This is a genomic window from Pelomonas caseinilytica (genome assembly GCF_021353235.1).
GTDB classification, from domain to species: domain Bacteria; phylum Pseudomonadota; class Gammaproteobacteria; order Burkholderiales; family Burkholderiaceae_C; genus Pelomonas; species Pelomonas caseinilytica.
Genome location: NZ_JAJTWT010000001.1, coordinates 359335 through 381841, shown reverse-complemented (window position 1 = coordinate 381841; position 22507 = coordinate 359335). Strand labels below are relative to the sequence as shown.

The window sequence follows — 22507 nt, the reverse complement described above, 5'->3', positions numbered from 1 at the left end:
CAGCCGCCATTTGGCGGCTGGCGGGTTTAGACGGCGAAATCGGTCAGCTTGGCGCCGCCGGCAATCGCGGCCTTCAACCATTTGGGCTGCAGGCCACGGCCGCTCCAGGTTTCGCCGGTGGCCTGATTGCGATACTTGGCCGCCACCTTGGACACCTTGGCCGGCTTGGGCGTGCGCATGCTGAGGTCGGCCACGGTCAGGCCATATTCGCTCATCAGGGATTTGACCTTGGCCACGGCCTCGGAGCGTTCGCGCTCCTTGGTTTGGTTGATCTGTTCATCCAGCGCGGCGCGTTGGGCCAGGAGTTCCTTGAGACTGGACATGCTGCTATTCCTCTTGCGATTTGGGCGTTGAGACTCGCGGCTCGGCGGCTGCGGCCTCGGAGGCTCCAGGGGCGACGCGCCCGCGAGTATCTCCGTGGCCGAATTAAAACGCGGCCGGTGGGTTTGATGCAAGAGTTTTCGTTGGCGGGTTGCGACGAGTTTCAATCCGGCCCGCCTCAAATTGACTATTGGCCCGCTGGCCGGCCCTGTGGCAAGAGTGCCCCGCCCATGTGGCAAGGGCCGGCGACTGGCGTCCCGGCCCTGGGCTAATTCGTGTCCGAATGCGCGTTTGGCGCGCTGTTAATTCGGTCGGCGTTCCCGTGGCTCGGGGTTTTACCCGAGATCGCGCTCAGGCCGTGGGCGGGACATAGCCCGCCACCGTTTCGGCGCCGGCGCCGAAGAAGAATTGCTCGGCCTGACGCATCAGGTATTGGCGGGCGCGCAGGTCGGCGAGGTTGAGGCGGTTTTCATTGACCAGCATGGTCTGGTGCTTCATCCAAGCGGCCCAGGCTTCCTTGCTGACGTTTTCCCAGACCTTCTTGCCGAGTTCGGTGTGGACGGGATAGGGCGGGAAGTCCAGCCCTTCGGCTTCCTTCTTGAGATAGGCGCATTGGACGATGCGGGGCATGACGGACTCCTGGAAACGCGGGAAATGAAAACAGCCGGCACTTTAGCGCGCCGGCCGTATCGACAGGCCCGTGGGGCCAAGGGAGGGTCTGCAAAACCCCTGTGGGCCGCGGCGAGGTCTTTGCCGGATGCTGGGCAAGGCGCGGACCGCCGCCCAGGCTCGTGCCTGGTCCAGGTTCGCAACGCCGCCCAGCGCCGGCAAAGCCACGCCCCTACGGGTTTGCGAGATAACCGGCCCGCCAGGGTGTTGCGTCGCAAAGCTGGGGCGGCAAGCCCCAGCTTCACGCCACGCCTACTTGCGGGCCGGTTCTCTCGCAAACGCGACCCGCAGGGGTTTTGCAGACCCTCCCCGGCAGGTTCAATTGAATTTCTTGACCAGCACCAGCGAGCGGCGGTCCCAGTTGTATTTGCGCTTGCGCTCCTCGGGCAGCCATTCGGGGTCGACCTGCTGGAAGCCGCGCTTGATGAACCAGTGCATGGTGCGCGTGGTCAGCACGAAGATGCTGTCCAGCCCCATGGCCTTGGCGCGCTGCTCGATGCGCTTGAGCAGCCGGTCGCCGTCGCCCTGGCCCTGCACCTCGGCCGACACCGTCAGCGCCGCCATCTCGGCCGTGCGCGCCTCGACGTAGGGGTAGAGGGCCGCGCAGCCGAAGATGACGCCGTCGTGCTCGATGACGGTGTAGGCCTCGATGTCGCGCTCGATCTCGGTGCGGCTGCGCTTGACCAGGGTGCCGTCGCGCTCGAAGGGTTCGATCAGCTTGATGATGCCCGCCACGTCGTCGGAGCTGGCCTCGCGCAGGCTCTCCAGCTTCTCGTCGACGACCATGGTGCCGATGCCGTCGTGGGTGTAGACCTCCTGCAGCAGCGCGCCGTCCACGGCGAACGGGATGATGTGGGAGCGCTCCACGCCGGCCCGGCAGGCCTCGGCGCAGTGGCGCAGGTAGAAGGCGGCGTCGGTGGGCGCGGGGTAGGGCGTGGCCTTGGCCAGCATGCGCTCGGCGTCGGCCAGGGCCAGTTCGGTGTCGATGCCGCTGTCGGGGTCGTCGGGGTTCTCCAGCACGCCGGCCGATTCGCAGACGAAGAGCAGCTTGTCGGCCTGCAGGGCGATGGCCGTCGACGTGGCCACGTCCTCCATGCCCAGGTTGAAGGCCTCGCCGGTGGGCGAGAAGCCGAAAGGCGACAGCAGCACGATGGCGCCGATGTCGATGGCGCGCTGGATGGCGGCGCCGTCCACCTTGCGCACCAGGCCCGAATGCTGGAAATCGACGCCGTCGACGATGCCGACCGGCCGGGCGGTCAGGAAATTGCCGGAGACGACCCGCACCGTGGCATTGGCCATCGGCGTGTTGGGCAGGCCCTGGCTGAAGGCGGCCTCGATCTCGAAGCGCAGCTGGCCGGCGGCCTCCTGGGCGCAGTCCAGGGCCACGGCGTCGGTGATGCGCCGGCCGTGGCTGAAGCGCGGCGTCTGGCCCTTGGCGGCCAATTGCTCGTTGACCTGGGGCCTGAAGCCGTGCACCAGCACGATCTTGATGCCCATGGCGTGCAGGATGGCCAGGTCCTGCACGAAGGCGTTGAGCTTGCCCGCCGCGATCAGTTCGCCCGGCATGCCGACGACGAAGGTCTCGCCGCGGTAGGCATGGATGTAGGGCGCCACGGCGCGGAACCAGGGCACGAAGGTGTGGGGAAAGACGAGGCCGGTCATGCCCGGATTGTCGCCGTGACCGGGCGCACTTGACGCTGTCATCGTGGCCGCTGACCATGGCCGCCCCACCACCCCCCGGAGACCGCGATGCAGGACTACAACGACGTCTACATGACCCCCGGCGCCTTCAGCTGGAACGAGCTCTCCAGCCCCGATCCCAAGGCGGCCTGCGACTTCTACCGCAGCCTCTTCGGCTGGAGTTTCGACACGATGAACATGGGCCAGGGCGACTACCACGTCATCAAGGTCGGCGAGACCGCAGTCGGTGGCGTCATGACTCAGCAGCAGCCCGGGCCGGCCATGTGGGGCGCCTACGTGACGGTCGAGTCCTGCGACGCCAGCGTCGAGAAGGCCAAGGGCCTGGGCGCCACGGTCTGCGCGGGCCCCTTCGACATCCCGACGGTCGGCCGCATGGCCGTGCTGCAGGACCCCCAGGGCGCGGTCATCCAGGTCATCAGCTACTTCCCGCGCACCGAGTAGAGGCTTGCGGGACAATCCCGCCGCAATGACAGCTTCGCATCCCGAGAGCCGGCGCCAGCCGGCTCTCTCCATTTCGTTTCCCGAAAGCCTGCCGGTCTCCGCCCGCCGCGACGAGATCATGGCGGCCATGGCCGAGCACCAGGTCGTCATCGTCTGCGGCGAGACCGGCTCGGGCAAGACCACGCAGCTTCCCAAGATCGCGCTGGCCCTGGGCCGCGGCCGGCTCAACGGCGGCGGCCTGATCGGCCACACCCAGCCCCGGCGCATCGCCGCCAGCAGCGTGGCCAAGCGCATCGCCGAGGAGCTGGACACGCCGCTGGGCGAGGTCGTCGGCTACAAGGTCCGCTTCCAGGACCGCCTCTCCCGTGACGCCTCGGTCAAGCTGATGACCGACGGCATCCTGCTGGCCGAGACCCAGAGCGACCCGCTGCTCAAGGCCTACGACACGCTGATCATCGACGAGGCCCACGAGCGCAGCCTCAACATCGACTTCCTGCTCGGCTACCTGCGCGAGCTGCTACCGCGCCGGCCGGACCTGAAGGTCGTCGTCACCTCGGCCACCATCGACGCGGAGCGGTTCGCGAAGCACTTCGAATCGGCCAAGGGGCCGGCGCCGGTGTTGATGGTCAGCGGCCGGCTCTACCCAGTCGAGCAGCGCTACCGGCCCTTCGAGGAAAGCCGCGAGTACGACCTCAACAACGCCATCTGCGACGCCGTGGACGAACTCTGGCGCGAGGGCGGCGGGGACGTGCTCGTCTTCCTGCCCGGCGAGCGCGAGATCCGCGAGGCGGCCGAGGCGCTGCGCAAGCACCACCCGCCGGGGGTGGAAATCCTGCCGCTGTTCTCGCGCCTGTCGGAGGCGGAGCAGAACAAGGTCTTCGAGCCCCACGGCGCGCGCCGCATCGTGCTGGCCACCAACGTGGCCGAGACCTCGCTCACGGTGCCCGGCATCCGCTACGTCGTCGACCCGGGCCTGGCCCGCGTCAAGCGCTACAGCTACCGCAACAAGGTCGAGCAGCTGCTCATCGAGAACATCAGCCAGGCCGCGGCCAATCAGCGCGCCGGCCGCTGCGGCCGGGTCAGCAACGGCATCTGCGTGCGCCTGTACAGCGAGAAGGAGTTCAACGAGCGCCCGCGCTTCACCGACCCCGAGATCCTGCGCAGTTCGCTGGCCGGCGTCATCCTGCGCATGAAGGCCCTGCACCTGGGCGAGGTGGAGCGCTTCCCTTTCATCGAGGCGCCCCGACCCAAGGCCATCGCCGACGGCTACCAGCTGCTCAACGAGCTGGGCGCCACTGACGACGCCAACGAGCTGACACCGCTCGGCCGGGAACTCGCCCGGCTCCCGCTGGACCCGCGGGTGGGCCGCATGATCCTGGAGGCGCGCCAGCGCCAGGCGCTGACCGAGGTGCTGGTCATCGCCTCGGCGCTGTCGGGCCAGGACGTGCGCGATCGCCCGCAGGAGCAGGCCCAGGCCGCGGACGAGAAGCACAAGAAGTTCGACGACGAGAAGTCGGAGTTCATGGGCTATCTCAAGCTCTGGAAGTGGCTGGACGAAAGCCGCGGCGGCCATGGCACCGAGCACCGCCTGTCCCACCGCAAGCACGAGCAGCTGCTGCGCGAGAACTTCGTCAGCCCGCGCCGCGTGCGCGAGTGGCGCGACGTGCACTCCCAGCTGCAGACCGTCGTCGCCGAGCACGGCTGGAAGCCCAACGCCAGCCCGGCCACCTACGAGCAGGTCCACCTCTCTATGCTGGCCGGCCTGCTGGGCAACATCGGCCAGAAGAGCGACGACGAGGACTGGTATCTCGGCGCCCGCGGCATCAAGTTCTGGCGCCACCCCGGCGCCCACCTGAGCAAGAAGCCCGGCCGCTGGATCGTCGCGGCCGAACTCGTCGACACCTCGCGCCTGTACGGCCGGGGCCTGGCCAACATCGAACCGCAGTGGCTGCCGCCCATCGCCGGCCACCTGATCAAGACCCAGCTGCTGGAGCCCCACTGGGAGAAGAAGGCCGCCGAGGTCGTCGCGCTGGAGCGCGCGACGCTCTACGGCATCGTGCTCTACAGCAACAAGCGCGTGAACTTCGGCCGTGTCGACCCCAAGGCCGCGCGCGAGATCTTCATCCGCGAGGGCCTGGTGGACGACGAGCTGCCCGAAGACCTGGTGCGCCAGCTGCCCTTCATCGGCCACAACCGCCGCCAGATCGCCAAGGTCGAGTCGCTCGAACACAAGTCGCGCCGCCAGGACGTGCTGGTGGACGACGAGCTCATCTACGCCTTCTACGACGACAAGCTGCCCGCCCACGTGTTCTCCGGCGCCACCTTGCTGAAGTGGTGGCGCGAGGCGAGCAAGGCCGACGACAAGCTGCTGCAGCTCAGCCAGGACGAGCTGATGCGCCACGAGGCCGCGGGCGTGACGAGCGAGGCCTTCCCCAAGGTCATCCGCCTGGGCGGCGTGGACTGCGCCGCGAACTACCTGCACCAGCCCGGCGACGCCCGCGACGGCCTGACGGTGACCGTGCCCATCTTCGCGCTCAACCAGGTCAGCGAGGAACGCGCCGAATGGCTGGTGCCGGGCATGCTCGCCCAGAAGGTGACCGCCTTGCTCAAGAGCCTGCACCAGAAGCCGCGGGCGCGCCTCACGCCACTGCCCGACTTCGTGGCCGAGTTCATCGAGCTCAACCCCTTCGCCCAGGGCAGCCTGATGGACGTGCTGCTGAAGGCCGTGCGCGACCGCACCCAGCTCGCCGTGCAGCGCAACGACTTCAAGCTCGAGCAACTGGCGCCCCATCTCTTCATGAACTTCCGCGTCGTCGACGAGCATGGCCGCCAGCTCGGACAGGGGCGCCAGCTCGCGGCGCTGAAGGCCGAGCTCGGCGGTCAGGCACGCTCGGCCTTCCAGGCGCTGGCGGCGCTCAAGCTGCCGGCCGCCGAGGCGCCCAAGGCCGCGCCCGCGCCCGTGGCCGGCAAGGGCGTGCGGGCCGAGGTCGTGAAGAAGGCAGAGCCGGTGCGGGACGCTGCCCAGGCCTACACCGACTGGACCTTCGGCGAACTGCCCGAGCTGCTAGAGGTGAGGAAGGGCGGCCAGACGCTGATCGGCTTCCCGGCCCTCATCGACAAGGGCGCTCACGTCGAGATCGAGGTCTTCGACGAGCCCGAGGTGGCTGCGGCGAAGCACCGTGCCGGCCTGCGCCGGCTGATCGCCCTGCAGCTCAAGGAGCCGCTCAAGTTCCTCGAGAAGAACATCCCCGACCTGCAGCGCATGTCGGTGCTCTTCATGGGCCTGGGCACGGCCGAGGAACTGCGCGACCAGGTCATCGGCGTGGCCCTGGACCGGGCCTTCCTGGCCGACCCGCTGCCCACCGATGCGATGTCGTTCAAGAAGCGCATCGAGGAAGGCCGCAGCCGGCTCAACCTGATCGCCCAGGAGGTCGCCCGCGCCGTGCACGCCGTGCTGCAGGAACTGGCCAACGCCACCCGCAAGCTCAAGGACTCGCGGCCGGCCAAGGACGTCGCCGACGACATCGCCGCTCAGCTGCAGCGCCTCGTGCCCAAGCGCTTCGCCCTTGAGACGCCCTGGGGGCAGCTCCAGCACCTGCCGCGCTATCTGAAGGCCATCACGGCGCGGCTCGACAAACTGCGCGCCGATGCCGCGCGCGATGCCAGGCTGATGGCCGAGATCCGCCCGCTGGAGCAGCGCTACACGCGCCGGCTTGCGGAACTCAAGGGCGTGCGCGATGCTCGCCTCGATGATTTCCGCTGGCAGCTGGAAGAACTGCGGGTCAGCCTCTTCGCCCAGGAACTGCGCACGCCGCAGCCGGTGAGCGTGAAGCGGCTGGACAAGGTCTGGGCACAGATCGTGAGTTGATGCACGCCGGCAGGAGCTTCCAGCGCCCCGGCCTGGAAATCCGTCGCATTTCGACGTTTGGCAGCAAGCTCGGCCCCGCTAGGCTGGGGTCCAATGCAGGGATTACAACTGTTACAGCCCCGTTAGCGCCGCCGTGCCTGATCCCACCCCCGCCGCCACACCGCTGAGGAGTTTTGGCCGCTTCGAGCTGCGTGCCCTGCTGTCCAAGAGCAGCCGCAGCCTGATCTGGCGCGTCTTCGACGCACGCCATGGCCAGGAGCTGCTGCTGTGCATGCCGCGCGACAAGCCCAACAGCCCCGCCGCGCTGGAGCACTGGCTGCGCATGGCCCAGGCCGGCGCGCGGGTGCAGCATCCCAACCTGGCCGCGGTCTTCGAGGTCGGCCAGGTCGAAGCCTGGCCCTACGTTGCCTATGACCGCGCCCTGGGCGAGACCCTGGACGAGCGTCTGGCCCGCCAGCCTGCGCCCCTGCCCATCGACGCCGCCGGCTGGGTGGCCCAGCTGCTCGAGGGCCTGGCCTTCGCCCACGAGGCCGGCCATGCGCACCGCGACATCCAGACCGCCAGCGTCCTCATCGACGCCGCCGACAAGGTGCGCCTGATCGGCCTGGAAGTGGCCCAGGAGGTTTTCCCCGCCAACGTCGACTACAGCACCGTCACGCGCCGCGCAGTGCGCGAGTCGGCTGAGGAGGACGTGCTCTGTGTCGGCCTGCTGCTCAACCGCCTGCTCGGCGGGCGGCCCGTGCTGGAAGAGAACGACCTGCAGCTGGTGGTGCAACAGATGCAGCCGGTCGGGCGCGAGATGGTGCGCCTGGGCTGGGAGACGCCCCACCCCATTCCCGATCCGCTGCGCGCCATCTCCAACCGCGCGACCGACCGCCAGACCCGCCAGCGCTACCACCTCGCGCGCAGCTTCTGGCGCGCGCTGGACGGTTGGCGGCAGGCCGCCTCCTACGACGACGGCGGTCCCGTCGTGCTGCTGCTGGACAAGCTGCAGCGCGTCGGCCACCTGCCCACCACGACGACGGGCATGCACCGCTTCACCGGCGGCTCGGGCCTGGAGGCCCAGCATGCGAGCGCGTTGTCCGAGCTGGTGCTGAAGGACATGGCCCTGAGCCTGGAACTGGTCCGCCGCGTGAACAACGCGCTGAGGCAGGCCGGCCACCAGGGCGGCACCATCCTGAACATGCAACGGGCCGTCCAGATGATTGGCCTGGAGGGGCTGCAGCAGGCGGCCAACGCCCTCAAGCCCTGGCCCGGCCCGCTGCAGCCGGTGGCCGCCGAGATGCTGCGCCAGCTGATGGCCCGCGTGACCCAGGCGGCCCGTGTCGCCCAGGCCCTGCGGCCGGCGGGTTATGACGAGGAGGTGGTCTACCTCATCACCATCATGCAGAACCTCGGCCGGCTGCTGCTGCAGTACCACTTCCCCGACGACGCCCAGCAGATCCGCCAGCTGATGCAGCCGCCGGAACCCACCGAGGAGCAGCCCAACCCGCCCTCGATGAGCGAGCAGGCGGCGGCCTACGCCGTGCTCGGCTGCGACCTGGACGCCCTCGGCGCCGCCGTGGCCCGGCATTGGGGCCTGGGCGACGAACTGCTGCAGATGATCCGCCGCCAGCCGCTGGACGCGCCCGTGCACACGCCGCGCAGCGACACCGACACCTTGCGGCTGACCTGCAGCCTGGCCAACGAACTGGTTGATGCCCTCGGCCTGCCTGAGCACCGCCGGCGGGCCGGCGTGGAGGCCGCCACGCGGCGCTACGCCAAGGCCCTCGGGGTCGGGCTGCGCGAGGTGATGGACGCAATCAACCCCGGCGCCCAGCGGCCAGCGGGGGGCGGCGCGCCAGCCCCCCAGTCCGAGCCTGCTTCGTCGTCGCTGCGTGAGCGGCTGTCGGGCCGCGGCCCGTCGTCGTCCTGATCGCTGACGCATGGCCGAAGACCTGCCCCCCCAGCTCGGCCGCTTCCGGCTGCTGCAGCGCCTGGGCGAAGGCGCGCAGGCCACGGTCTGGCTGGCCCACGACCCCCTCCTGGACCGTGAAGTCGCCGTCAAGCTGCTGAAGGCGGCCAACGAGCCCGGCAGCGTGGACGAATGGCTGCACGAGGCCCGGGCCGTCAGCCGGCTCACCCATCCCAACATCGTCCCCGTCTTCGAGGCCGACACCCAGGGCGGTCGCTCCTACCTCGTCTTCGAATACGTCAGCGGCGGCACGCTGAGCCAGCGCCTGCGCGCAGGCCCCCGGCTGACGGCCGCCGAAGCCGTGCGGCTGATGCTCGGCGTGCTGGACGGGCTCACCGCCGCCCATGCGGCCGGCCTGGTGCACCGCGACCTCAAGCCCAGCAACATCCTGCTCGACGCCCGCGGCCGGCCGCGGGTGATGGACTTCGGCATCGCCGCCCGGGTCGTGCCCGGTTCCGACACGCCTTCGCGCATCGTCGGCACACCGGGCTACATCTCGCCGGAGGCCGCGCGCGGCGCGCCGCCGCATCCGCAGATGGACGTGTTCGCCGCCGCCGTGATGCTGGCGGAGATGCTGTCCGGCCAGCGGCTCAACCATGACCCCGACCCCTGGCGGGCCATCCAGCGCGTGCAGACCACCGACCTCGTCCTGCCCGAAGGCCTGCCGGCCGACGTGGACGACGCCCTGCGTGCCATCGTGCAACGCGGCCTGGCGCGCGAGCCCGCAGCGCGCTGGCCCAGCGCCGCGCTGATGCACGATGCCCTGGCCGCCTGGCTGCGCCCCGTCACCGAGCCCGACGCCGAAGCCCAGGACGCGCCGGTGCTGGACTTCCTGCTGCGCCGCATGCGCCACAAGAGCGACTTCCCGGCGCTGTCCGACGCCATCACCCGCATCCAGCGGCTGACGCAGTCCGAGCACGAGAGCCTGGCCAGCCTGTCCAACGAAATCCTCAAGGACGTGGCCCTCACGCAGAAACTGCTGCGCTTGGTGAACACGGCCGCCTACCGGCATGCCAGCGGCGGCCAGAGCGGTGCCGGCATCAGTACCGTGTCGCGGGCCGTGGCCGTCATCGGCTTCGCCGGCATCCGCAACCTGGCGTTGTCCCTGGTGCTGCTGGAGCGCATGGAGAACAAGGGCCATGCCCAGCGCCTGCGCGAGGACTTCCTGCGCTCGCTGATGGCCGCGTCGCTGGCGCGCGAGCTGTGCCTGAATGCGCGCGACGCCGAGGAGGCCTTCCTCGGCGCCATGTTCCATCACCTCGGCCGCACCCTGACCGAGTTCTACTTCCCCGAGGAGGCCGAGGCCGTGCGCCGCCTCGTCAGCCCCGCGGACGACGGCCCGCCCGCGTTGAGCGAGGCCGCCGCCTCGGCCCAGGTGCTGGGCATGAGCTACGAGGCCCTGGGCCTGGGCGTGGCCCGCCAGTGGGGCCTGCCGGAGAGCCTGCAGCGAGCCATGCGCCGGCCGGTGGGCGAGGCGCCGCCCAAGCTGATCGAGGACGCCGGCGAGCGCCAGCGCTGGCTGGCCCGCGCGGCCAACGACATGGCCGACCTCATCCTGCAGACCCCGCCCGAGCGGGCCCATGCCAAGGTGAGGGCCCTGGCCCAGCGGAATGCCCGCGCCCTGGGCATCAGCGCCGATGCTTTCGAGCATGCCGCCGACACCGCGCGCCAGCGCCTGGCGCAGATGACCGAGGCGCTGGAGCTGCGCCTGCCCCAGCACTCGCGCGCCCGGCGCCTGCTGGCGCCTCTGGCCCCGTCGGTCGGCGACTCCCTCACGGCCCATGAACTCGCGCCGACTCTGGTGTTGGAACGCACCGACTCCGCGGGCGCCGTGCCCGGCCCCGCCCAGGCCAGCGAAATCCTGGCAGCCGGCATCCAGGAGATCACCGACGCCATGGTCCAGAACGCCCAGCTCAACGGCGTGCTGCGCATGATCCTCGAGACCATCTACCGCGCCCTCGGCCTGCGCCGGGTGATCTTCTGCCTGCGCGATGCCCGCGGCCAGACCCTCACCGGCCGCCTGGGTGTGGGCGACGACGTCGAGCGCCTGGCGCCGCTGCTGCGCGTGGACCTGACCCAGCAGCCGCCCGACCTTTTCGCCGCCGTCTGCCTCAAGGGCGCGGACACCCTCATCCAGGATGCCCGCGCCGCCAACATCGCGGCCCGGCTGCCGGCCGCGTTCAAGGGCGAGCTGCAGGCCCAGAGCTTCCTGCTGCTGCCGCTGATGCTCAAGGGCGCGCCCCTGGGTCTCATCTACGCGGACCATCCCAGGGCCGGCGCCGTGCAGCTCGACGACAAGCAGCTCTCGCTGCTGCGCACGCTGCGCAACCAGGCCGTCATGGCCTTTCGCCAGGCCGCCGGCTGATGTCCTCGGGCCGCCTACCGAAGGTGTAGGGCGAATCCCACAACGCGTGGTGCCGGGCGCTGACCGGGCGGTCCTGCGGCCTCTGACCGGCCGCCCGCCGGCCGTGGCGAATACTGGTTTGGCATCCTGAAAAACAACCGGGTTCCGGCGAGGCGCATGCGCTGCTGCCGGGGCCAAGCCAAACCACAGGAGTCCGTGATGAATCCGCATTCGTTGAAGGGTCGGGCCGCTCTCTCGATGGCCGCCGCACTCGCCTTGGCGGCCTGCGCCTCGACCGGCGCCCCGAAGGAACAGATGGCAGTCGCCACGTCCGCCGTCGACCAGGCCACCGGCACCGCCGCCGATGCGCCTGCCGAGCTGGCTACCGCGCGCGACAAGCTGGCTCGCGCCAACCAGGCCATGGCCCGCAAGGACTACGTGCAGGCCCGGCAGCTGGCCGACGAGGCCGCCGCTGACGCCGCCCTGGCCCAGGCCACGGCGCGTTCGGCGCGCTCCAGCCGTGCGCTGTCGGAGGTGCGCGAAAGCATCCAGCAGCTGCAGTCCCAGCTCAACCGTTCCTGATCGCCCGTGATCGCCGAAAGGACCGCCATGCGAACCACTGCCTCCCTGTCCGCACTGGCCGCTGCCGCCCTGCTCGCGGCCTGCGCCAGCGCCCCCACCGTCACGCCCGGCCTGCAGCAGGCCCGCTCCACTGTGCGCAGCGCCGAGGCCGATCCGGCCGTCGTCAAATACGCGCCGCTGGAGCTGAAGAAGGCCTCCGACTCTTTGCGCCGTGCCGATGAACTGAGCGTCAAGCGCGAATCACCGGCCGACATCGACTCCGCCGCCTACGTCGCCGCGACGCAGGCCAAGACCGCCATGGCCCTGGCCAAGGCGCAGAGCGACGAAGAAGCCATCAAGGCCGCCGAGGCCGACCGCGAGCGCGTGCGTGCCGACGCCAACGCCGCACGCGCCAACGCCGCCCAGGCGCAGGCCGCCAACGCCAGTGCCGACGCCAACGCGGCTCGCGCCCAGGCCGCTGTCGCGCAAGCCGATGCGGCCAGCGCCCAGGCCCAGGCCGCGGCGCTGCAGCGCGAACTCAACGACATGCAGGCCCGCCAGACGGACCGCGGCATGCTCGTGACCCTGGGCGACGTGCTGTTCGAGTTCGGACGCGCCGAGATCAAGCCCAACGCGCAGGGCGCCATCGCCAAGCTCGCCCACTTCCTCAATGAGCACCCCGATCGCCGCGTGCTGATCGAAGGCTTCACGGACAGCGTGGGCAGCGACGCCGCCAACCTGGCGCTGTCGCAGCGCCGCTCGCAGGCCGTCGCCGACGCGCTGCGCGCCCAGGGTGTCGATCCGACGCGCATCGCCACGCGCGGCTACGGCGAGCAATACCCGGTGGCGAGCAACGCCAGCACCTCCGACCGCGCCATGAACCGCCGTGTGGAGGTCTACATCTCCAACGACAACCAGCCGGTCCGAGCCCGCAGCTGAACGAGGAGAACGACATGAGCTTCCAACGCACCCATCGACGTCGCGCCGCCGGCGCCTGGCTGGCTGCCGGGCTGCTGGCCCTGGCCGGCGCGGCCCAGGCCGTCGGCCCCGCGGCCCGCAACGTCGACCCGCTGCGCCTGCAGTACGAGCGCGAGAAGGCCGACTGCCTGACCGGCCGCACGGCCGAGCCCCGCAACGTCTGCCTGCGCGAGGCCGCTGCCGCCTACGCCCAGGCCCGCCAGGGCAAGCTGGTCTCACGCGACGACCGGCCCGAGGTGTGGGCGGCCAACGCCCTCAAGCGCTGCGACGCCCAGCATGGGGAGGACCGCGACCTCTGCCGGCAGCGTGTGGAGCACGGCCACACGGACGGCAGCGTTGCCGGTGGCGGCCAGATCACCTCACTGACCGTGCGGTCCACCGATGTCCCGGCGTCGCCGGGACGCTAATCCTCGAATCGGCCGGGGCCTTCCCGGTCGGCCCGGTACCGCCGGGTGCCCGGAAACTCCGGGAGCCAGGCTTCGCGCCGCGTGCACCAGAGCTCGTAGGTGGGCTTGAACTGGTCGGGCGCGTCCAGCGCGCCGAGATTCACCTCGACCTCATCGCCGCTTCGTCCGAACACCGACGAGCCGCAGCGCGGGCAGAAATGCCGCCCGGCATAGGCGCCGGTCTCGCCGGTGACCGTGACGGCGTCCTCCGCAAAGATGGCCGAGGCATGGAACAGGGCGCCGTGGTGCTTGCGGCAATCCAGGCAGTGGCAGATGCCGACGCGATAGGGCCGTCCCGTGGCGACGATGCGCACGTCACCGCACAGGCAGCCACCGGTGAATCGGTCCATGGATGCCTCCGGCTGGAGGGAGAAGGGAGAGGGGAGGGTGACGAGCCTGACCCCGGCACTGGTTGCAACGCTTAGGGCTGCTTGGTTCCCCACCTGACCCGGTTGGGCGCGCTTCCATGCGGGGAGGCCCGTCGAGCGTGATTCTAACCGGGGCGGTAGACCCTGCCCGCCGCGGGCCTAACCCGGCAGGAACTGGCGGTTGATCGACAGGTCCATCGCCAGCGCAAGCAGGGCGACGGCGGTGAGATAGCCCAGCAGGTGCAGGCGCGATTGGCTCATGGCCCAATGGCCGCAGGCCACGTAGCCGACGAGGGCGACCAGCTTGACGCCCAGCCACCAGTCGCGCAGCGGGTTGTAGCCCAGCGATCCCCACAGGCTCAGCCCGGTGACGACGAGGCAGGCGTTGATGCCGAAGACCAGCACCATCAGGCGAGCGTCCTTGGCGATCTCCTGCAGCCGCGGGGCGCCGAACTGGAACATCAGGCCGCGCGTGAAGAAGATGGCCACGCTGCACCAGGCGAGCAGCACGTGCCACTCGAGCATCTGGGTGTAGAACCACGTCATGGAGCCCCTCGTCCGGTCTCGCACTGCTGAACGCAGGCGAGCCCAGCCGGTCCCCCGAGGGGACGGCGATGCTTGCGGCATTGAGCCGCAAGCACATCGCCAACGCGGGCCGGCTCGGGAGCGGCCCAGCGCTCGGCCCGCGAAGGCAATGCGGATTGCAGACGTGACATCAGCGCAATGCGAGGTCGTCTTCGCTGAAGCGGATGCCCAGCGGCTCGATCAGCAGCTGCTTTTCGCCGGCCTCGACCGAGCCGGCCACCCAGGCCTGGACGCCGCAGTCGCGGGCCACCTGGGCGGTGCGCTCGGCGTCTTCGGCCTTGACGAAGATGGCGAAGCCCGCGCCCATGTTGAGCGTGGAGTAGGCCTCGCGGTCGTCCTGGCCCGCCTGCTGCTGGATGAAGGCCAGCACCGCCGTCTTGGGCGGCACGGTGTGGATGCGGTAGGTCAGGGCGCTCGGGTGGCGCAGCAGCTTGCGCCAACCGTGGCCGGTGATGTTGGCGCAGTAGTGGGGTGCGATGCCCGCCTTCCACAGTGCTTCCGTCACGGGAGAGTAAAGGGCCGTCGGCGCGAGCAGGGCCTCGCCGTAGGTCAGGCCGGGCTCGATCTCGGTGAGGTAACCCTGCGGCAGCCGCTCGGCCAGTTTGCGGGCCAGGCTCAGGCCGTTGGCGTGGATGCCGCTGGACGCCAGCAGCACGATGGCGTCGCCCGGGCCCAGCTTGTCGCCCACCGACAGGCGTTCCTTGGGATTGACGAGGCCGGTGCAGGAGGCGGCCAGGTCGATGCGGCCGTCTTCCACGATGCCGGCCAGGGCCGGCGTCTCGCCGCCGCCCCAGGCCACCTGGCAGGTGTCGCAGGCCGCCTTCCAGCCGGCCACCAGGGCCTGGGCGCGCTGGGCGTCGCCGAACCAGTCGCTGCCGCCGGCGGCCCAGTAGGCCTGTACGACCAGGGGCGTGGCGCCCACCGTGATCAGGTCGTTGATCGCCATCGCGATGGTGTCCTGCGCAATGCCGGCGAAGAAGCTCCTGCCGGTCAGCTTGGCCATCTCGTCAGCGACCAGGGTCTTGGTGCCCAGGCATTCGACGATGGAGGCCATGTAGAAGGGCCCCACGTCGACGACGTAGGCCGACTCGCCGCGTGAGGCCTTGACCTCGCTGAACCCATAGCCGGCAAGGTGGGCGGCGGTGGCGGCGGCGGCGCGCTGCGCGGTGACTTTGAGCGGGTCGATCAGGTCGTAGTTGACACCGGCCTGGTCGTAGGTGAGGGGGGCTTGCGAGGTCATGGGGCGGGATTATCCCCGGCAGCCCACCCATAGAATCGCCGCCCATGAGCTATCAGGTCCTGGCCCGCAAATACCGCCCGCAGAGTTTCGAGCAGCTCGTCGGCCAGGAGCATGTCGTGAAGGCGCTGGCGAACGCGCTGACCCAGGGCCGGCTGCACCATGCCTACCTGTTCACCGGCACCCGCGGCGTGGGCAAGACGACGGTGTCGCGCATCCTCGCCAAGAGCCTGAACTGCACCGGCCCCGACGGCAGCGGCGGCATCACCGCCCAGCCTTGCGGCGTCTGCGCGGCCTGCCGGGACATCGACTCCGGCCGCTTCGTCGACTACGTCGAGCTGGACGCCGCCTCCAACCGCGGCGTGGAGGAGATCTCACAGCTGCTGGACCAGGCCGTCTACAAGCCGGTGGTCGGCCGCTTCAAGGTCTACATGATCGACGAAGTGCACATGCTCTCGAACACCGCCTTCAACGCGATGCTCAAGACGCTGGAGGAGCCGCCCGACTACCTCAAGTTCGTGCTCGCCACGACCGACCCGCAGAAGGTGCCGGTCACCGTGCTGTCGCGCTGCCTGCAGTTCAACCTGCGCCCCATGGCGGCGGCCGACGTGCAGATGCACCTGGGCAATGTGCTGGGCGCCGAGAGCGTGCCGGCCGAGCCCGGCGCGCTGCGCCTGCTGTCCCGCGCCGCGCGCGGCTCCATGCGCGATGCGCTGTCGCTCACCGACCAGGCCATCGCCTTCGGCGCCGGCTCGCTGACCGAAGCCGGCGTGCGCCAGATGCTGGGCAGCGTGGACCGCGGCCACGTCGTGGCTATCGTCGACGCGCTCGCGGCGGCCAGCGGCGAGGCCGTGGTGGCCCAGGCGGATGCGCTGCGTGGCGCCGGCCTGTCGGCCGCCGGCACGCTGGAAGACCTCGCCACCCTGTTCCAGCAGATGGCCCTGGCCCAGGCCGCGCCGGCGGCCCTGGACGACGCCGATGCCGAGACCGCGGAGATCCGCCGCCTGGCGGCCCTGCTGCCGGCCGACGAGGTGCAGCTGATGTACAGCATGGCCCTGCACGGCCGGGCCGAGCTGCACCTGGCGCCCGACGAATACGCCGGCCTGCTGATGGTGCTGCTGCGCATGCTGGCCTTTCGCCCTGCGGGCACACAGCCCAAACCGATGAAGGCGGCGGCCCTGGTTCGTCCGCCGGCCGTGGCCAAGGCCGTGGTGGCCGTGCCCCTGCCCAAGGTGGCACCCCCGGCACCCGTGGCGGCGCCTGCAGTGGCACCCGTGGAGGCACCCGTGGAGGTGGCCACGCCCAAGGCGGCGGTGGCGGCGCCGGCCGTGGTGTCCCGGCGGGCCGCGCCGGCCGAGCCTGGCACCGCCAGCTTCAGCGACCGTCTGCGCCCCCGCCCCGTCGAGCACGCCAGCGCCGATGACGAGGACATGGCCTTCGCCGACGGCCCGCCGCCCGACGATGCGCCGCCGCCCTGGATGGACGCCGACGACGTGCCCGCGGTGTCGCCCGGTGCCGCCGCCGCCCGTGAGCCCGAGGTGCCGCGCCGCGCCGCGCTGCGCGAGACGCCCGAGGGCGCCGAGTGGGCCGAGCGCATCGCTGCGCTCAATCTCGTCGGCATGACCGGTGAGCTGGCCCGCCAGGCCCAGGCCCTGTCCCGCCGCACGGTGGACGGGCGCGAGGCCTGGACGCTGCGCGTCGAGCGCGAGTCGCTGCGGGCGCCGGCCCTGGTGGCCAAGCTCGAGGCCGCGCTCGACGCCCGGCTCGACATCGAAGCCGGCATCGCCGAAGACTCCATCGCCCTGCGCGCCATCGCCCGCGCCGAGGCCCAGCAGCGCGCCGCGGAGGAGCTGGCCGCCCAGCATCCGATGACGCGCACACTGCTCTCGCAATTCCCGTCGGCACGCATCCTGCCGGGCTCCGTGCAGCCCGTGCTGACGCCACCCTCACCCTGACAAGGACACGATCATGATGAAAGGCCAACTCGCCGGCTTGATGAAGCAAGCCCAGGCGATGCAGGACAACCTGAAGAAGGCGCAGGAGGAACTCGCCAACATCGAGGTCGAGGGCCAGAGCGGCGCCGGCCTCGTCAAGGTCGTCATGACCTGCAAGAACGAGGTCCGCCGCGTCACCATCGACCCCAGCCTCCTTGCCGACGACAAGGACATGCTGGAGGACCTCGTGGCCGCCGCCTTCAACGACGCGGCCCGCCGCGCCGAGGCCACCAGCGCCGAGAAGATGGGCAAGCTGACCGCCGGCATGCCGCTGCCCCCTGGCATGAAATTCCCCTTCTGATCGCCAAGCCTTGATCGACGGCACAAGAACAAAGCCACAGAGGCACAGAGGCACAGAGGCGCTGCTCCCGGTGCCGCCTCTCTGTGTCTCTGTGCCTCTGTGGTCGTGTTGTTCAACGCGGCGAGTGGGGCCATGTCGTTGAACGCCCTCGATTCCCTCATCGAGACGCTCAAGCGCCTGCCCGGCGTGGGCCAGAAATCGGCCCAGCGCATGGCCTACCACCTGCTGCAGCATGACCGGCTGGCCATGCCGCGGCTGGCCGAAGCGCTGACGGCGGCGGCCGAGCGCATCAAGCACTGCGAGCGCTGCCACACCTTCAGCGAGACGCCGCTGTGCGCCGTCTGCGCCGACCCGCAGCGCGACGGCCGGCTGCTTTGCGTCGTCGAGACGCCGGCCGACCAGGCGGCGCTGGAGCGCACCGGCTCTTACAGGGGCTACTACTTCGTGCTGCTCGGCCGGCTGAGCCCGCTCGACGGCGTGGGCACGCGCCAGATCGGCGTGGCCGAGCTGCTGGCCCGGGCCGCCGAGCCGGGCGTGGAGGAGGTCATCCTCGCCACCAGCTTCACCGCCGAGGGCGAGGCCACGGCCCATGTGCTGACCGAGGCGCTGAAGGCCCGCGGCATCACGTCGACGCGCCTGGCCCGCGGCGTGCCCGTGGGCAGCGAACTCGAATACGTAGACCTGGGCACCATCGCCCATGCCCTGACCGACCGCCGCTGAAGGAGGCCTTGTCCGATGACCATCGCCCAGATCTGCCTGCTCGTGGCCTGCCTGCTGCCCATCGGCTGCGCCGGCCTGGCCAAGTCCCGCGGCTTCGGCAAGCGGCGCCGCGACGGCGGCTTCGACAACCACCGCCCGCGCGAGTGGCTGGCGGCGCTGGAGGGCTGGCAGGCCCGCGCCAACGCCGCCCAGGCCAACAGCTGGGAGGCGCTGCCGGTCTTCATCGCCGGCCTCGTCGTCGCCCACCAGCACCAGGCCGCCCAGGCCACGGTGGACGCCCTGGCCCTGGGTTTCGTGGCCGCGCGGCTGGTGTTCATCGCGCTGTACGTGGCCGACAAGGCCTCGCTGCGCTCCCTGGTGTGGATGGCCGGGCTGGCGGCCTGCGTGGCACTCTTCTTCGTGCGCTGAACCGCGCCGTCAGGGCGTGGCCGCAGCGATGACGGTACGGCCCTTGCCGCCCTTGGCCTTGGCCGCCGGCCGGGCGGCCGCCTTGGCCAAGCGCGCGGTCCGGGCCGGGGCCTGGGCTTGCGGCGCCGCGGCCCTGGGCGTGAAGGCGGTGTAGACGACGATGGCCTGGCCGGGCTTGAAGCGTGCGCTGCTGCCGACCTTGTTCCACTGCGCCACCTGCTCGGCACGCACCTTGTAGCGCGCCGCGATGGCGGCCACGGTGTCGGCCTTGCCGGCCTTGAGGCTGACGCGGCGCAGCGGCGGCGCGTCGGGCGCGAGGTTCAGGCTGGCGGAGTCGGCCAGGCGTTCGGAGACGTCGTCGCGCACGTGCTCGCCACGCGGCACCAGCAGGGTCGAGCCGGCCTTGACCAGCATCTTGGGCGGGATCTTGTTGACGTCGCGCAGCGAGGCCTCGCTCATGCCGGTGCGGCGGGCGGCCTCGGCCGGGCTCATGGTCTTGGGCACGACCCAGGCCGTCCAGCTCGCCATCGGGCCGTTGTGGCTGGCCAGGTTCTCGGCGAAGGCGCTGGCCTGGTCGTAGGGCAGCAGCACCTGCGGCGTCGCGGCGGCCAGGATGACCGGCTTGTTCATCTGCGGGTTGAACTGCTGGAAGGTCTCCAGCGACAGGCCGGCCAGGCGTGCGGCGAGCTCGACGTCGATGTCGCGCTCGATCTTCACGCTCAGGAAGTAGGGATGGTTGGCCACCGGCGGCAGGCTCAGGCCGAAGCGGTCGGGCGCGAAGACGATGTTCTTCACGGCCTGCAGCTTGGGCACGTAGTAGCGCGTCTCGTCGGGGATCCTGAGGCTTTCGTAGTCGATCGGCAGGCCGGCCCTCTGGTTGCGCGCGATGGCTTTCTGCACGTTGCCCGGGCCCCAGTTGTAGGCGGCCAGCGCCAGGTGCCAGTCGCCGAACATCTTGTAGAGCCGGCCGAGGTAGTCGAGCGCGGCGCGGGTGGAGGCCAGTACGTCGCGGCGGTCGTCGCGGAAGATGTTCTGCTTGAGGTCGAAGTCCCGCCCCGTGGCTGGCATGAACTGCCACATGCCGGTCGCCTTGGCGGTGGAGACGGCATGCGTGACGAAGGCGCTCTCGATGAAGGGCAGCAGCGCCAGCTCGCTGGGCATGCCGCGCTTCTCGACCTCTTCGAGGATGTGAAAGAGGTAGCGGCTGCCGCGCGTGGTCATGCGCTCGACGTAGTCGGGCCGGGCGGCGTACCAGGCCTCGGCCTTGCGCACCCAGTCGTCGTCCAGGTCTTCGAGCTGGAAGCCCTGGCGCACGCGGGCCCAGAGGTCTTGCTTCACGTCCGGGGCGTCCAGGTCGACCTTCTCGCCGGGGCGCAGGTTGTCCTCCAGCAGCGTGGAGGCGGCCTCGCGCACCTGCGGCGTCGTCAGTGCGACGGGGGCGGCAGGCGGGGCGGTTTCGGTGGCGGCGGGCGGCGGGGAGGGAAGTGGGGCCGGGGCGGGTGCCTCGGCAGGCGGGGCGGTGGTGGCGCAGGCGGCCAGCAGCACGGCGGCGGCCAGCGGCGAAAGGCGGTGGAGCAGGGTCATCGGAATCCGTTCTTCCATTCGCGCAGGGTCGCGAACACATCGACCGGGCTGGGCTCGGCCGGGAGTTTCAGGGGCGCGTGGCGCCGGGCGGCGTCGCGCAGAGCGGCTTCGGTACAACGCAGGAAAGGGTTGATGCGGACCTCAGTGCCGATGCGGCCCGGCAGCGTCGGCCGGCCGGCGGCGCGTTCGGCCTCGCACCAGGAGGCGTAGGCGGCGAGGGCGGCGTTGGCCGGGTCCACCTCGCGTGCGAAGCGCAGGTTGGACAGGGTGTACTCGTGGGCGCAGCAGACGCGGGTCTCGGGCGGCAGGGCCGCCAGCGACTGCAGCGAGGCATGCATCTGCGCCGGGCTGCCTTCGAAGAGGCGGCCGCAGCCGGCGCTGAACAGAGTGTCGCCGCAGAAGAGCAGCGGAGCGTCGCCGGGAACCTCGGCGGCAAAGTAGGCGATGTGGCCGGCGGTGTGGCCCGGCACATCCAGGACGGCGAACTTGAGGCCGAGCAGCTCGATGCTGTCGCCGCCGTGCAGGCGCTGCACCGGCTCGGGCATCTTCTCGTGGGCGGGACCGTAGACGGGCCCCCGCAGCCGCGGGCGCAGCGCGTCGACGCCGCCCACGTGATCGCCGTGGTGATGCGTCAATAGAATGCCCGCCAGCGTCAGGTCCCGGGCATCGAGCGCCGCAGCCACCGGCGCGGCGTCGCCCGGATCGACGACCAGGGCCTCACGGCCGTTGTCCAACAGCCAGAGGTAGTTGTCGTCGAATGCGGGAACAGGCGTGAGCGTCAAACTGAGCGTCAATGCGTCGCCAACCCATGACAGATAAAGGTCAGAGTATAGGTTTGGCGGCCTGGTTGCAGACGCCTCCCGGCCGTTATCTGCTGGCCTGGGAACAGGCCCAGGTCGAGGCCGCCGTGCCCGACCTCTTCGGCTTCCACGCCCTGCAGCTGGGCCTGCCCGAACTCGACGGTCTGCAGACCAACCGCATGCCCCACCGCTGGCTGGCCGGGCGCGACCTGCTCTGCGACTTCGACGCCCTGCCTTTCGAGAGCGCCAGCCTCGACCTCGTGCTGCTGCCTCACGCGCTGGAGCTGGCCTCCGACGCCCATGCCCTGCTGCGCGAGGTCGAGCGCGTGCTCAGGCCGGAAGGGCGCCTCATCGTCTTCGGCCTCAACCCGGCCAGCCTCTGGGGGCTGCGCCAGAAGCTCGGGCGGCTCAAGTCACGGGGCGAGCCCTATCTGCCGCGCGATGGCGAGTTCATCGGCTACTGGCGCATGCGCGACTGGCTCAAGCTGCTGAGCTTCGAGGTCGAGGCGGCGCGCTTCGGCATCTACCGCCCGCCGCTGCGCAGCGAGGCCTGGCTGCAGCGCTGGCAGTGGATCGAGGGCGTGGGCTCGCGCTGGTGGCCGGTGCTCGGCGCCGTCTATTACATCCAGGCCATCAAGCGCGTGCACGGCATGCGCATGATCGGCCTGGCCCGGAACACGCGGCTGGCGGCCAAGAAGGCTCCGGCCGTCGCCTTGAACCATCACCAGAAAAAGAATGACTGACACCCCATCCAAGCCCGCCGCCATCAAGCGCCCGCAGGTCACTATCTACACCGACGGTGCCTGCAAGGGCAACCCCGGCCCCGGCGGCTGGGGCGCCTGGCTGTCCAGCGGCGGCCACGACAAGGAGCTTTTCGGCGGCGAGGCCAGCACCACCAACAACCGCATGGAGCTGACGGCCCCCATCGAAGCCCTCGCCTCGCTCAAGCGCAGCTGCGACGTGGTCATCTACCTCGACAGCGAATACGTCCGCAAGGGCATCACCGAGTGGATCGTCAACTGGCAGCGCCGCGGCTGGAAAACGGCCGAGGGCAAGCCGGTGAAGAACGCCGACCTCTGGCAGCGGCTGGACGCTTTACGCAAGCTGCACCACGTCGAATGGCGCTGGGTGCGCGGCCATGCCGGCGACCCCGGCAACGAGCGCGCCGACGCCCTCGCCAACCGCGGCGTGGCCTCGATCAGTAAAGTGCGCGCCACCTGAACCCAG

The 22507-nt window shown here is 70.5% G+C and carries 21 protein-coding genes and 1 other RNA gene; 13 read left to right on the top strand and 9 right to left on the bottom strand.

Features of this window, described 5'->3' with window-relative positions; all coding sequences use genetic code 11:
* Positions 1-26: 26 nt before the first annotated feature.
* From LXT12_RS01800 to argA, 3 genes are all read right to left on the bottom strand, one after another.
* Entirely contained in the window at positions 27-323 is a 297-nt protein-coding gene (locus tag LXT12_RS01800) for an H-NS histone family protein (protein WP_233388871.1), read from the bottom strand.
* A 349-nt stretch (positions 324-672) separates the two neighbouring features.
* Entirely contained in the window at positions 673-951 is a 279-nt protein-coding gene (locus LXT12_RS01795) for an oxidative damage protection protein (RefSeq protein ID WP_233388869.1), read from the bottom strand.
* Positions 952-1308: 357 nt separating this feature from the next.
* The gene (argA, locus tag LXT12_RS01790; protein ID WP_233388868.1) at positions 1309-2652 is read right to left on the bottom strand and encodes an amino-acid N-acetyltransferase; all 1344 of its coding nucleotides are present in this window, start codon (positions 2650-2652) and stop codon (positions 1309-1311) included.
* A gap of 87 nt (positions 2653-2739) precedes the next feature.
* On the opposite strand from argA, the gene LXT12_RS01785 reads away from it, so the two are divergent.
* The 7 genes from LXT12_RS01785 (at position 2740) to LXT12_RS01755 (ending at position 13244) form a co-directional block, all read left to right on the top strand.
* A complete protein-coding gene (locus LXT12_RS01785) occupies positions 2740-3132 on the top strand; it encodes a VOC family protein (RefSeq protein ID WP_233388866.1) in 393 nt (130 codons plus the stop codon).
* A 25-nt stretch (positions 3133-3157) separates the two neighbouring features.
* Positions 3158-7000: an ATP-dependent RNA helicase HrpA gene (gene hrpA / locus LXT12_RS01780; RefSeq protein ID WP_233388865.1), complete on the top strand. Its 3843-nt coding sequence runs from the start codon at positions 3158-3160 to the stop codon at positions 6998-7000.
* Positions 7001-7133: 133 nt separating this feature from the next.
* Positions 7134-8915, top strand: a complete 1782-nt coding sequence (locus LXT12_RS01775; RefSeq protein ID WP_233388863.1) for an HDOD domain-containing protein — start codon at positions 7134-7136, stop codon at positions 8913-8915.
* A gap of 10 nt (positions 8916-8925) precedes the next feature.
* A complete protein-coding gene (locus LXT12_RS01770) occupies positions 8926-11319 on the top strand; it encodes a serine/threonine protein kinase (RefSeq protein WP_233388861.1) in 2394 nt (797 codons plus the stop codon).
* 237 nt (positions 11320-11556) lie between these two features.
* The gene (locus tag LXT12_RS01765) at positions 11557-11880 is read left to right on the top strand and encodes a DUF4398 domain-containing protein (RefSeq protein ID WP_233388859.1); all 324 of its coding nucleotides are present in this window, start codon (positions 11557-11559) and stop codon (positions 11878-11880) included.
* Positions 11881-11907: 27 nt separating this feature from the next.
* The gene (locus LXT12_RS01760; protein ID WP_233388857.1) at positions 11908-12798 is read left to right on the top strand and encodes an OmpA family protein; all 891 of its coding nucleotides are present in this window, start codon (positions 11908-11910) and stop codon (positions 12796-12798) included.
* Between the two features lie 14 nt (positions 12799-12812).
* Positions 12813-13244: a hypothetical protein gene (locus LXT12_RS01755; RefSeq protein ID WP_233388855.1), complete on the top strand. Its 432-nt coding sequence runs from the start codon at positions 12813-12815 to the stop codon at positions 13242-13244.
* On the opposite strand, the gene LXT12_RS01750 is transcribed toward LXT12_RS01755, so the two are convergent.
* The 4 genes from LXT12_RS01750 to LXT12_RS01735 form a co-directional block, all read right to left on the bottom strand.
* Positions 13241-13633 carry a GFA family protein gene (locus tag LXT12_RS01750; protein ID WP_233388853.1) on the bottom strand — a complete coding sequence of 131 codons (393 nt, stop codon included), beginning with the start codon at positions 13631-13633 and terminating at the stop codon, positions 13241-13243. The genes LXT12_RS01755 and LXT12_RS01750 overlap by 4 nt on opposite strands.
* Before the next feature lie 36 nt (positions 13634-13669).
* Positions 13670-13766, bottom strand: an RNA gene (gene ffs / locus LXT12_RS01745) — signal recognition particle sRNA small type.
* A 44-nt stretch (positions 13767-13810) separates the two neighbouring features.
* Positions 13811-14197 (bottom strand): SirB2 family protein, encoded by a 387-nt coding sequence (locus LXT12_RS01740; protein ID WP_233388851.1) that lies wholly within the window; start codon positions 14195-14197, stop codon positions 13811-13813.
* 169 nt (positions 14198-14366) lie between these two features.
* Positions 14367-15476 (bottom strand): AIR synthase-related protein, encoded by a 1110-nt coding sequence (locus tag LXT12_RS01735; RefSeq protein ID WP_233388849.1) that lies wholly within the window; start codon positions 15474-15476, stop codon positions 14367-14369.
* Between the two features lie 44 nt (positions 15477-15520).
* Between LXT12_RS01735 and dnaX the strand changes: the two genes are divergently transcribed.
* From dnaX to LXT12_RS01715, 4 genes are all read left to right on the top strand, one after another.
* Positions 15521-17428: a DNA polymerase III subunit gamma/tau gene (gene dnaX, locus LXT12_RS01730; protein ID WP_233388847.1), complete on the top strand. Its 1908-nt coding sequence runs from the start codon at positions 15521-15523 to the stop codon at positions 17426-17428.
* 13 nt (positions 17429-17441) lie between these two features.
* Positions 17442-17768 (top strand): YbaB/EbfC family nucleoid-associated protein, encoded by a 327-nt coding sequence (locus LXT12_RS01725; protein ID WP_233388845.1) that lies wholly within the window; start codon positions 17442-17444, stop codon positions 17766-17768.
* 132 nt (positions 17769-17900) lie between these two features.
* Complete coding sequence (gene recR / locus LXT12_RS01720) at positions 17901-18488, top strand: recombination mediator RecR (RefSeq protein ID WP_233388843.1); 588 nt, start codon at positions 17901-17903, stop codon at positions 18486-18488.
* A gap of 15 nt (positions 18489-18503) precedes the next feature.
* Positions 18504-18896 carry an MAPEG family protein gene (locus tag LXT12_RS01715; RefSeq protein WP_233388841.1) on the top strand — a complete coding sequence of 131 codons (393 nt, stop codon included), beginning with the start codon at positions 18504-18506 and terminating at the stop codon, positions 18894-18896.
* A gap of 9 nt (positions 18897-18905) precedes the next feature.
* On the opposite strand, the gene LXT12_RS01710 is transcribed toward LXT12_RS01715, so the two are convergent.
* Positions 18906-20480 (bottom strand): transglycosylase SLT domain-containing protein, encoded by a 1575-nt coding sequence (locus LXT12_RS01710; protein WP_233388839.1) that lies wholly within the window; start codon positions 20478-20480, stop codon positions 18906-18908.
* Entirely contained in the window at positions 20477-21262 is a 786-nt protein-coding gene (gloB, locus tag LXT12_RS01705) for a hydroxyacylglutathione hydrolase (RefSeq protein WP_233388837.1), read from the bottom strand. Before gloB ends, LXT12_RS01710 begins: the two co-directional genes overlap by 4 nt.
* A gap of 53 nt (positions 21263-21315) precedes the next feature.
* Here gloB and LXT12_RS01700 point away from each other — a divergent pair, with 53 nt between their 5' ends.
* Positions 21316-22023: a class I SAM-dependent methyltransferase gene (locus tag LXT12_RS01700; RefSeq protein WP_419964758.1), complete on the top strand. Its 708-nt coding sequence runs from the start codon at positions 21316-21318 to the stop codon at positions 22021-22023.
* On the top strand, positions 22016-22501 hold the full coding sequence (gene rnhA / locus LXT12_RS01695; RefSeq protein ID WP_233388833.1) for a ribonuclease HI: 486 nt from the start codon (positions 22016-22018) through the stop codon (positions 22499-22501). Before LXT12_RS01700 ends, rnhA begins: the two co-directional genes overlap by 8 nt.
* The last annotated feature ends 6 nt before the right edge of the window (positions 22502-22507 follow it).

What these genes read in the sequence shown, in the direction of transcription:
- LXT12_RS01785 (WP_233388866.1), top strand. Translation starts at nt 2,740, where the DNA reads ATGCAGGACTACAACGACGTCTACATGACCCCCGGCGCCTTCAGCTGG.
- LXT12_RS01800 (WP_233388871.1), bottom strand. Translation starts at nt 323, where the DNA reads ATGTCCAGTCTCAAGGAACTCCTGGCCCAACGCGCCGCGCTGGATGAA.
- LXT12_RS01715 (WP_233388841.1), top strand. Translation starts at nt 18,504, where the DNA reads ATGACCATCGCCCAGATCTGCCTGCTCGTGGCCTGCCTGCTGCCCATC.
- LXT12_RS01760 (WP_233388857.1), top strand. Translation starts at nt 11,908, where the DNA reads ATGCGAACCACTGCCTCCCTGTCCGCACTGGCCGCTGCCGCCCTGCTC.
- LXT12_RS01770 (WP_233388861.1), top strand. Translation starts at nt 8,926, where the DNA reads ATGGCCGAAGACCTGCCCCCCCAGCTCGGCCGCTTCCGGCTGCTGCAG.
- LXT12_RS01795 (WP_233388869.1), bottom strand. Translation starts at nt 951, where the DNA reads ATGCCCCGCATCGTCCAATGCGCCTATCTCAAGAAGGAAGCCGAAGGG.
- LXT12_RS01755 (WP_233388855.1), top strand. Translation starts at nt 12,813, where the DNA reads ATGAGCTTCCAACGCACCCATCGACGTCGCGCCGCCGGCGCCTGGCTG.
- rnhA (WP_233388833.1), top strand. Translation starts at nt 22,016, where the DNA reads ATGACTGACACCCCATCCAAGCCCGCCGCCATCAAGCGCCCGCAGGTC.
- LXT12_RS01765 (WP_233388859.1), top strand. Translation starts at nt 11,557, where the DNA reads ATGGCCGCCGCACTCGCCTTGGCGGCCTGCGCCTCGACCGGCGCCCCG.
- hrpA (WP_233388865.1), top strand. Translation starts at nt 3,158, where the DNA reads ATGACAGCTTCGCATCCCGAGAGCCGGCGCCAGCCGGCTCTCTCCATT.
- argA (WP_233388868.1), bottom strand. Translation starts at nt 2,652, where the DNA reads ATGACCGGCCTCGTCTTTCCCCACACCTTCGTGCCCTGGTTCCGCGCC.
- dnaX (WP_233388847.1), top strand. Translation starts at nt 15,521, where the DNA reads ATGAGCTATCAGGTCCTGGCCCGCAAATACCGCCCGCAGAGTTTCGAG.
- recR (WP_233388843.1), top strand. Translation starts at nt 17,901, where the DNA reads ATGTCGTTGAACGCCCTCGATTCCCTCATCGAGACGCTCAAGCGCCTG.
- LXT12_RS01740 (WP_233388851.1), bottom strand. Translation starts at nt 14,197, where the DNA reads ATGACGTGGTTCTACACCCAGATGCTCGAGTGGCACGTGCTGCTCGCC.
- LXT12_RS01735 (WP_233388849.1), bottom strand. Translation starts at nt 15,476, where the DNA reads ATGACCTCGCAAGCCCCCCTCACCTACGACCAGGCCGGTGTCAACTAC.
- LXT12_RS01710 (WP_233388839.1), bottom strand. Translation starts at nt 20,480, where the DNA reads ATGACCCTGCTCCACCGCCTTTCGCCGCTGGCCGCCGCCGTGCTGCTG.
- LXT12_RS01750 (WP_233388853.1), bottom strand. Translation starts at nt 13,633, where the DNA reads ATGGACCGATTCACCGGTGGCTGCCTGTGCGGTGACGTGCGCATCGTC.
- LXT12_RS01725 (WP_233388845.1), top strand. Translation starts at nt 17,442, where the DNA reads ATGATGAAAGGCCAACTCGCCGGCTTGATGAAGCAAGCCCAGGCGATG.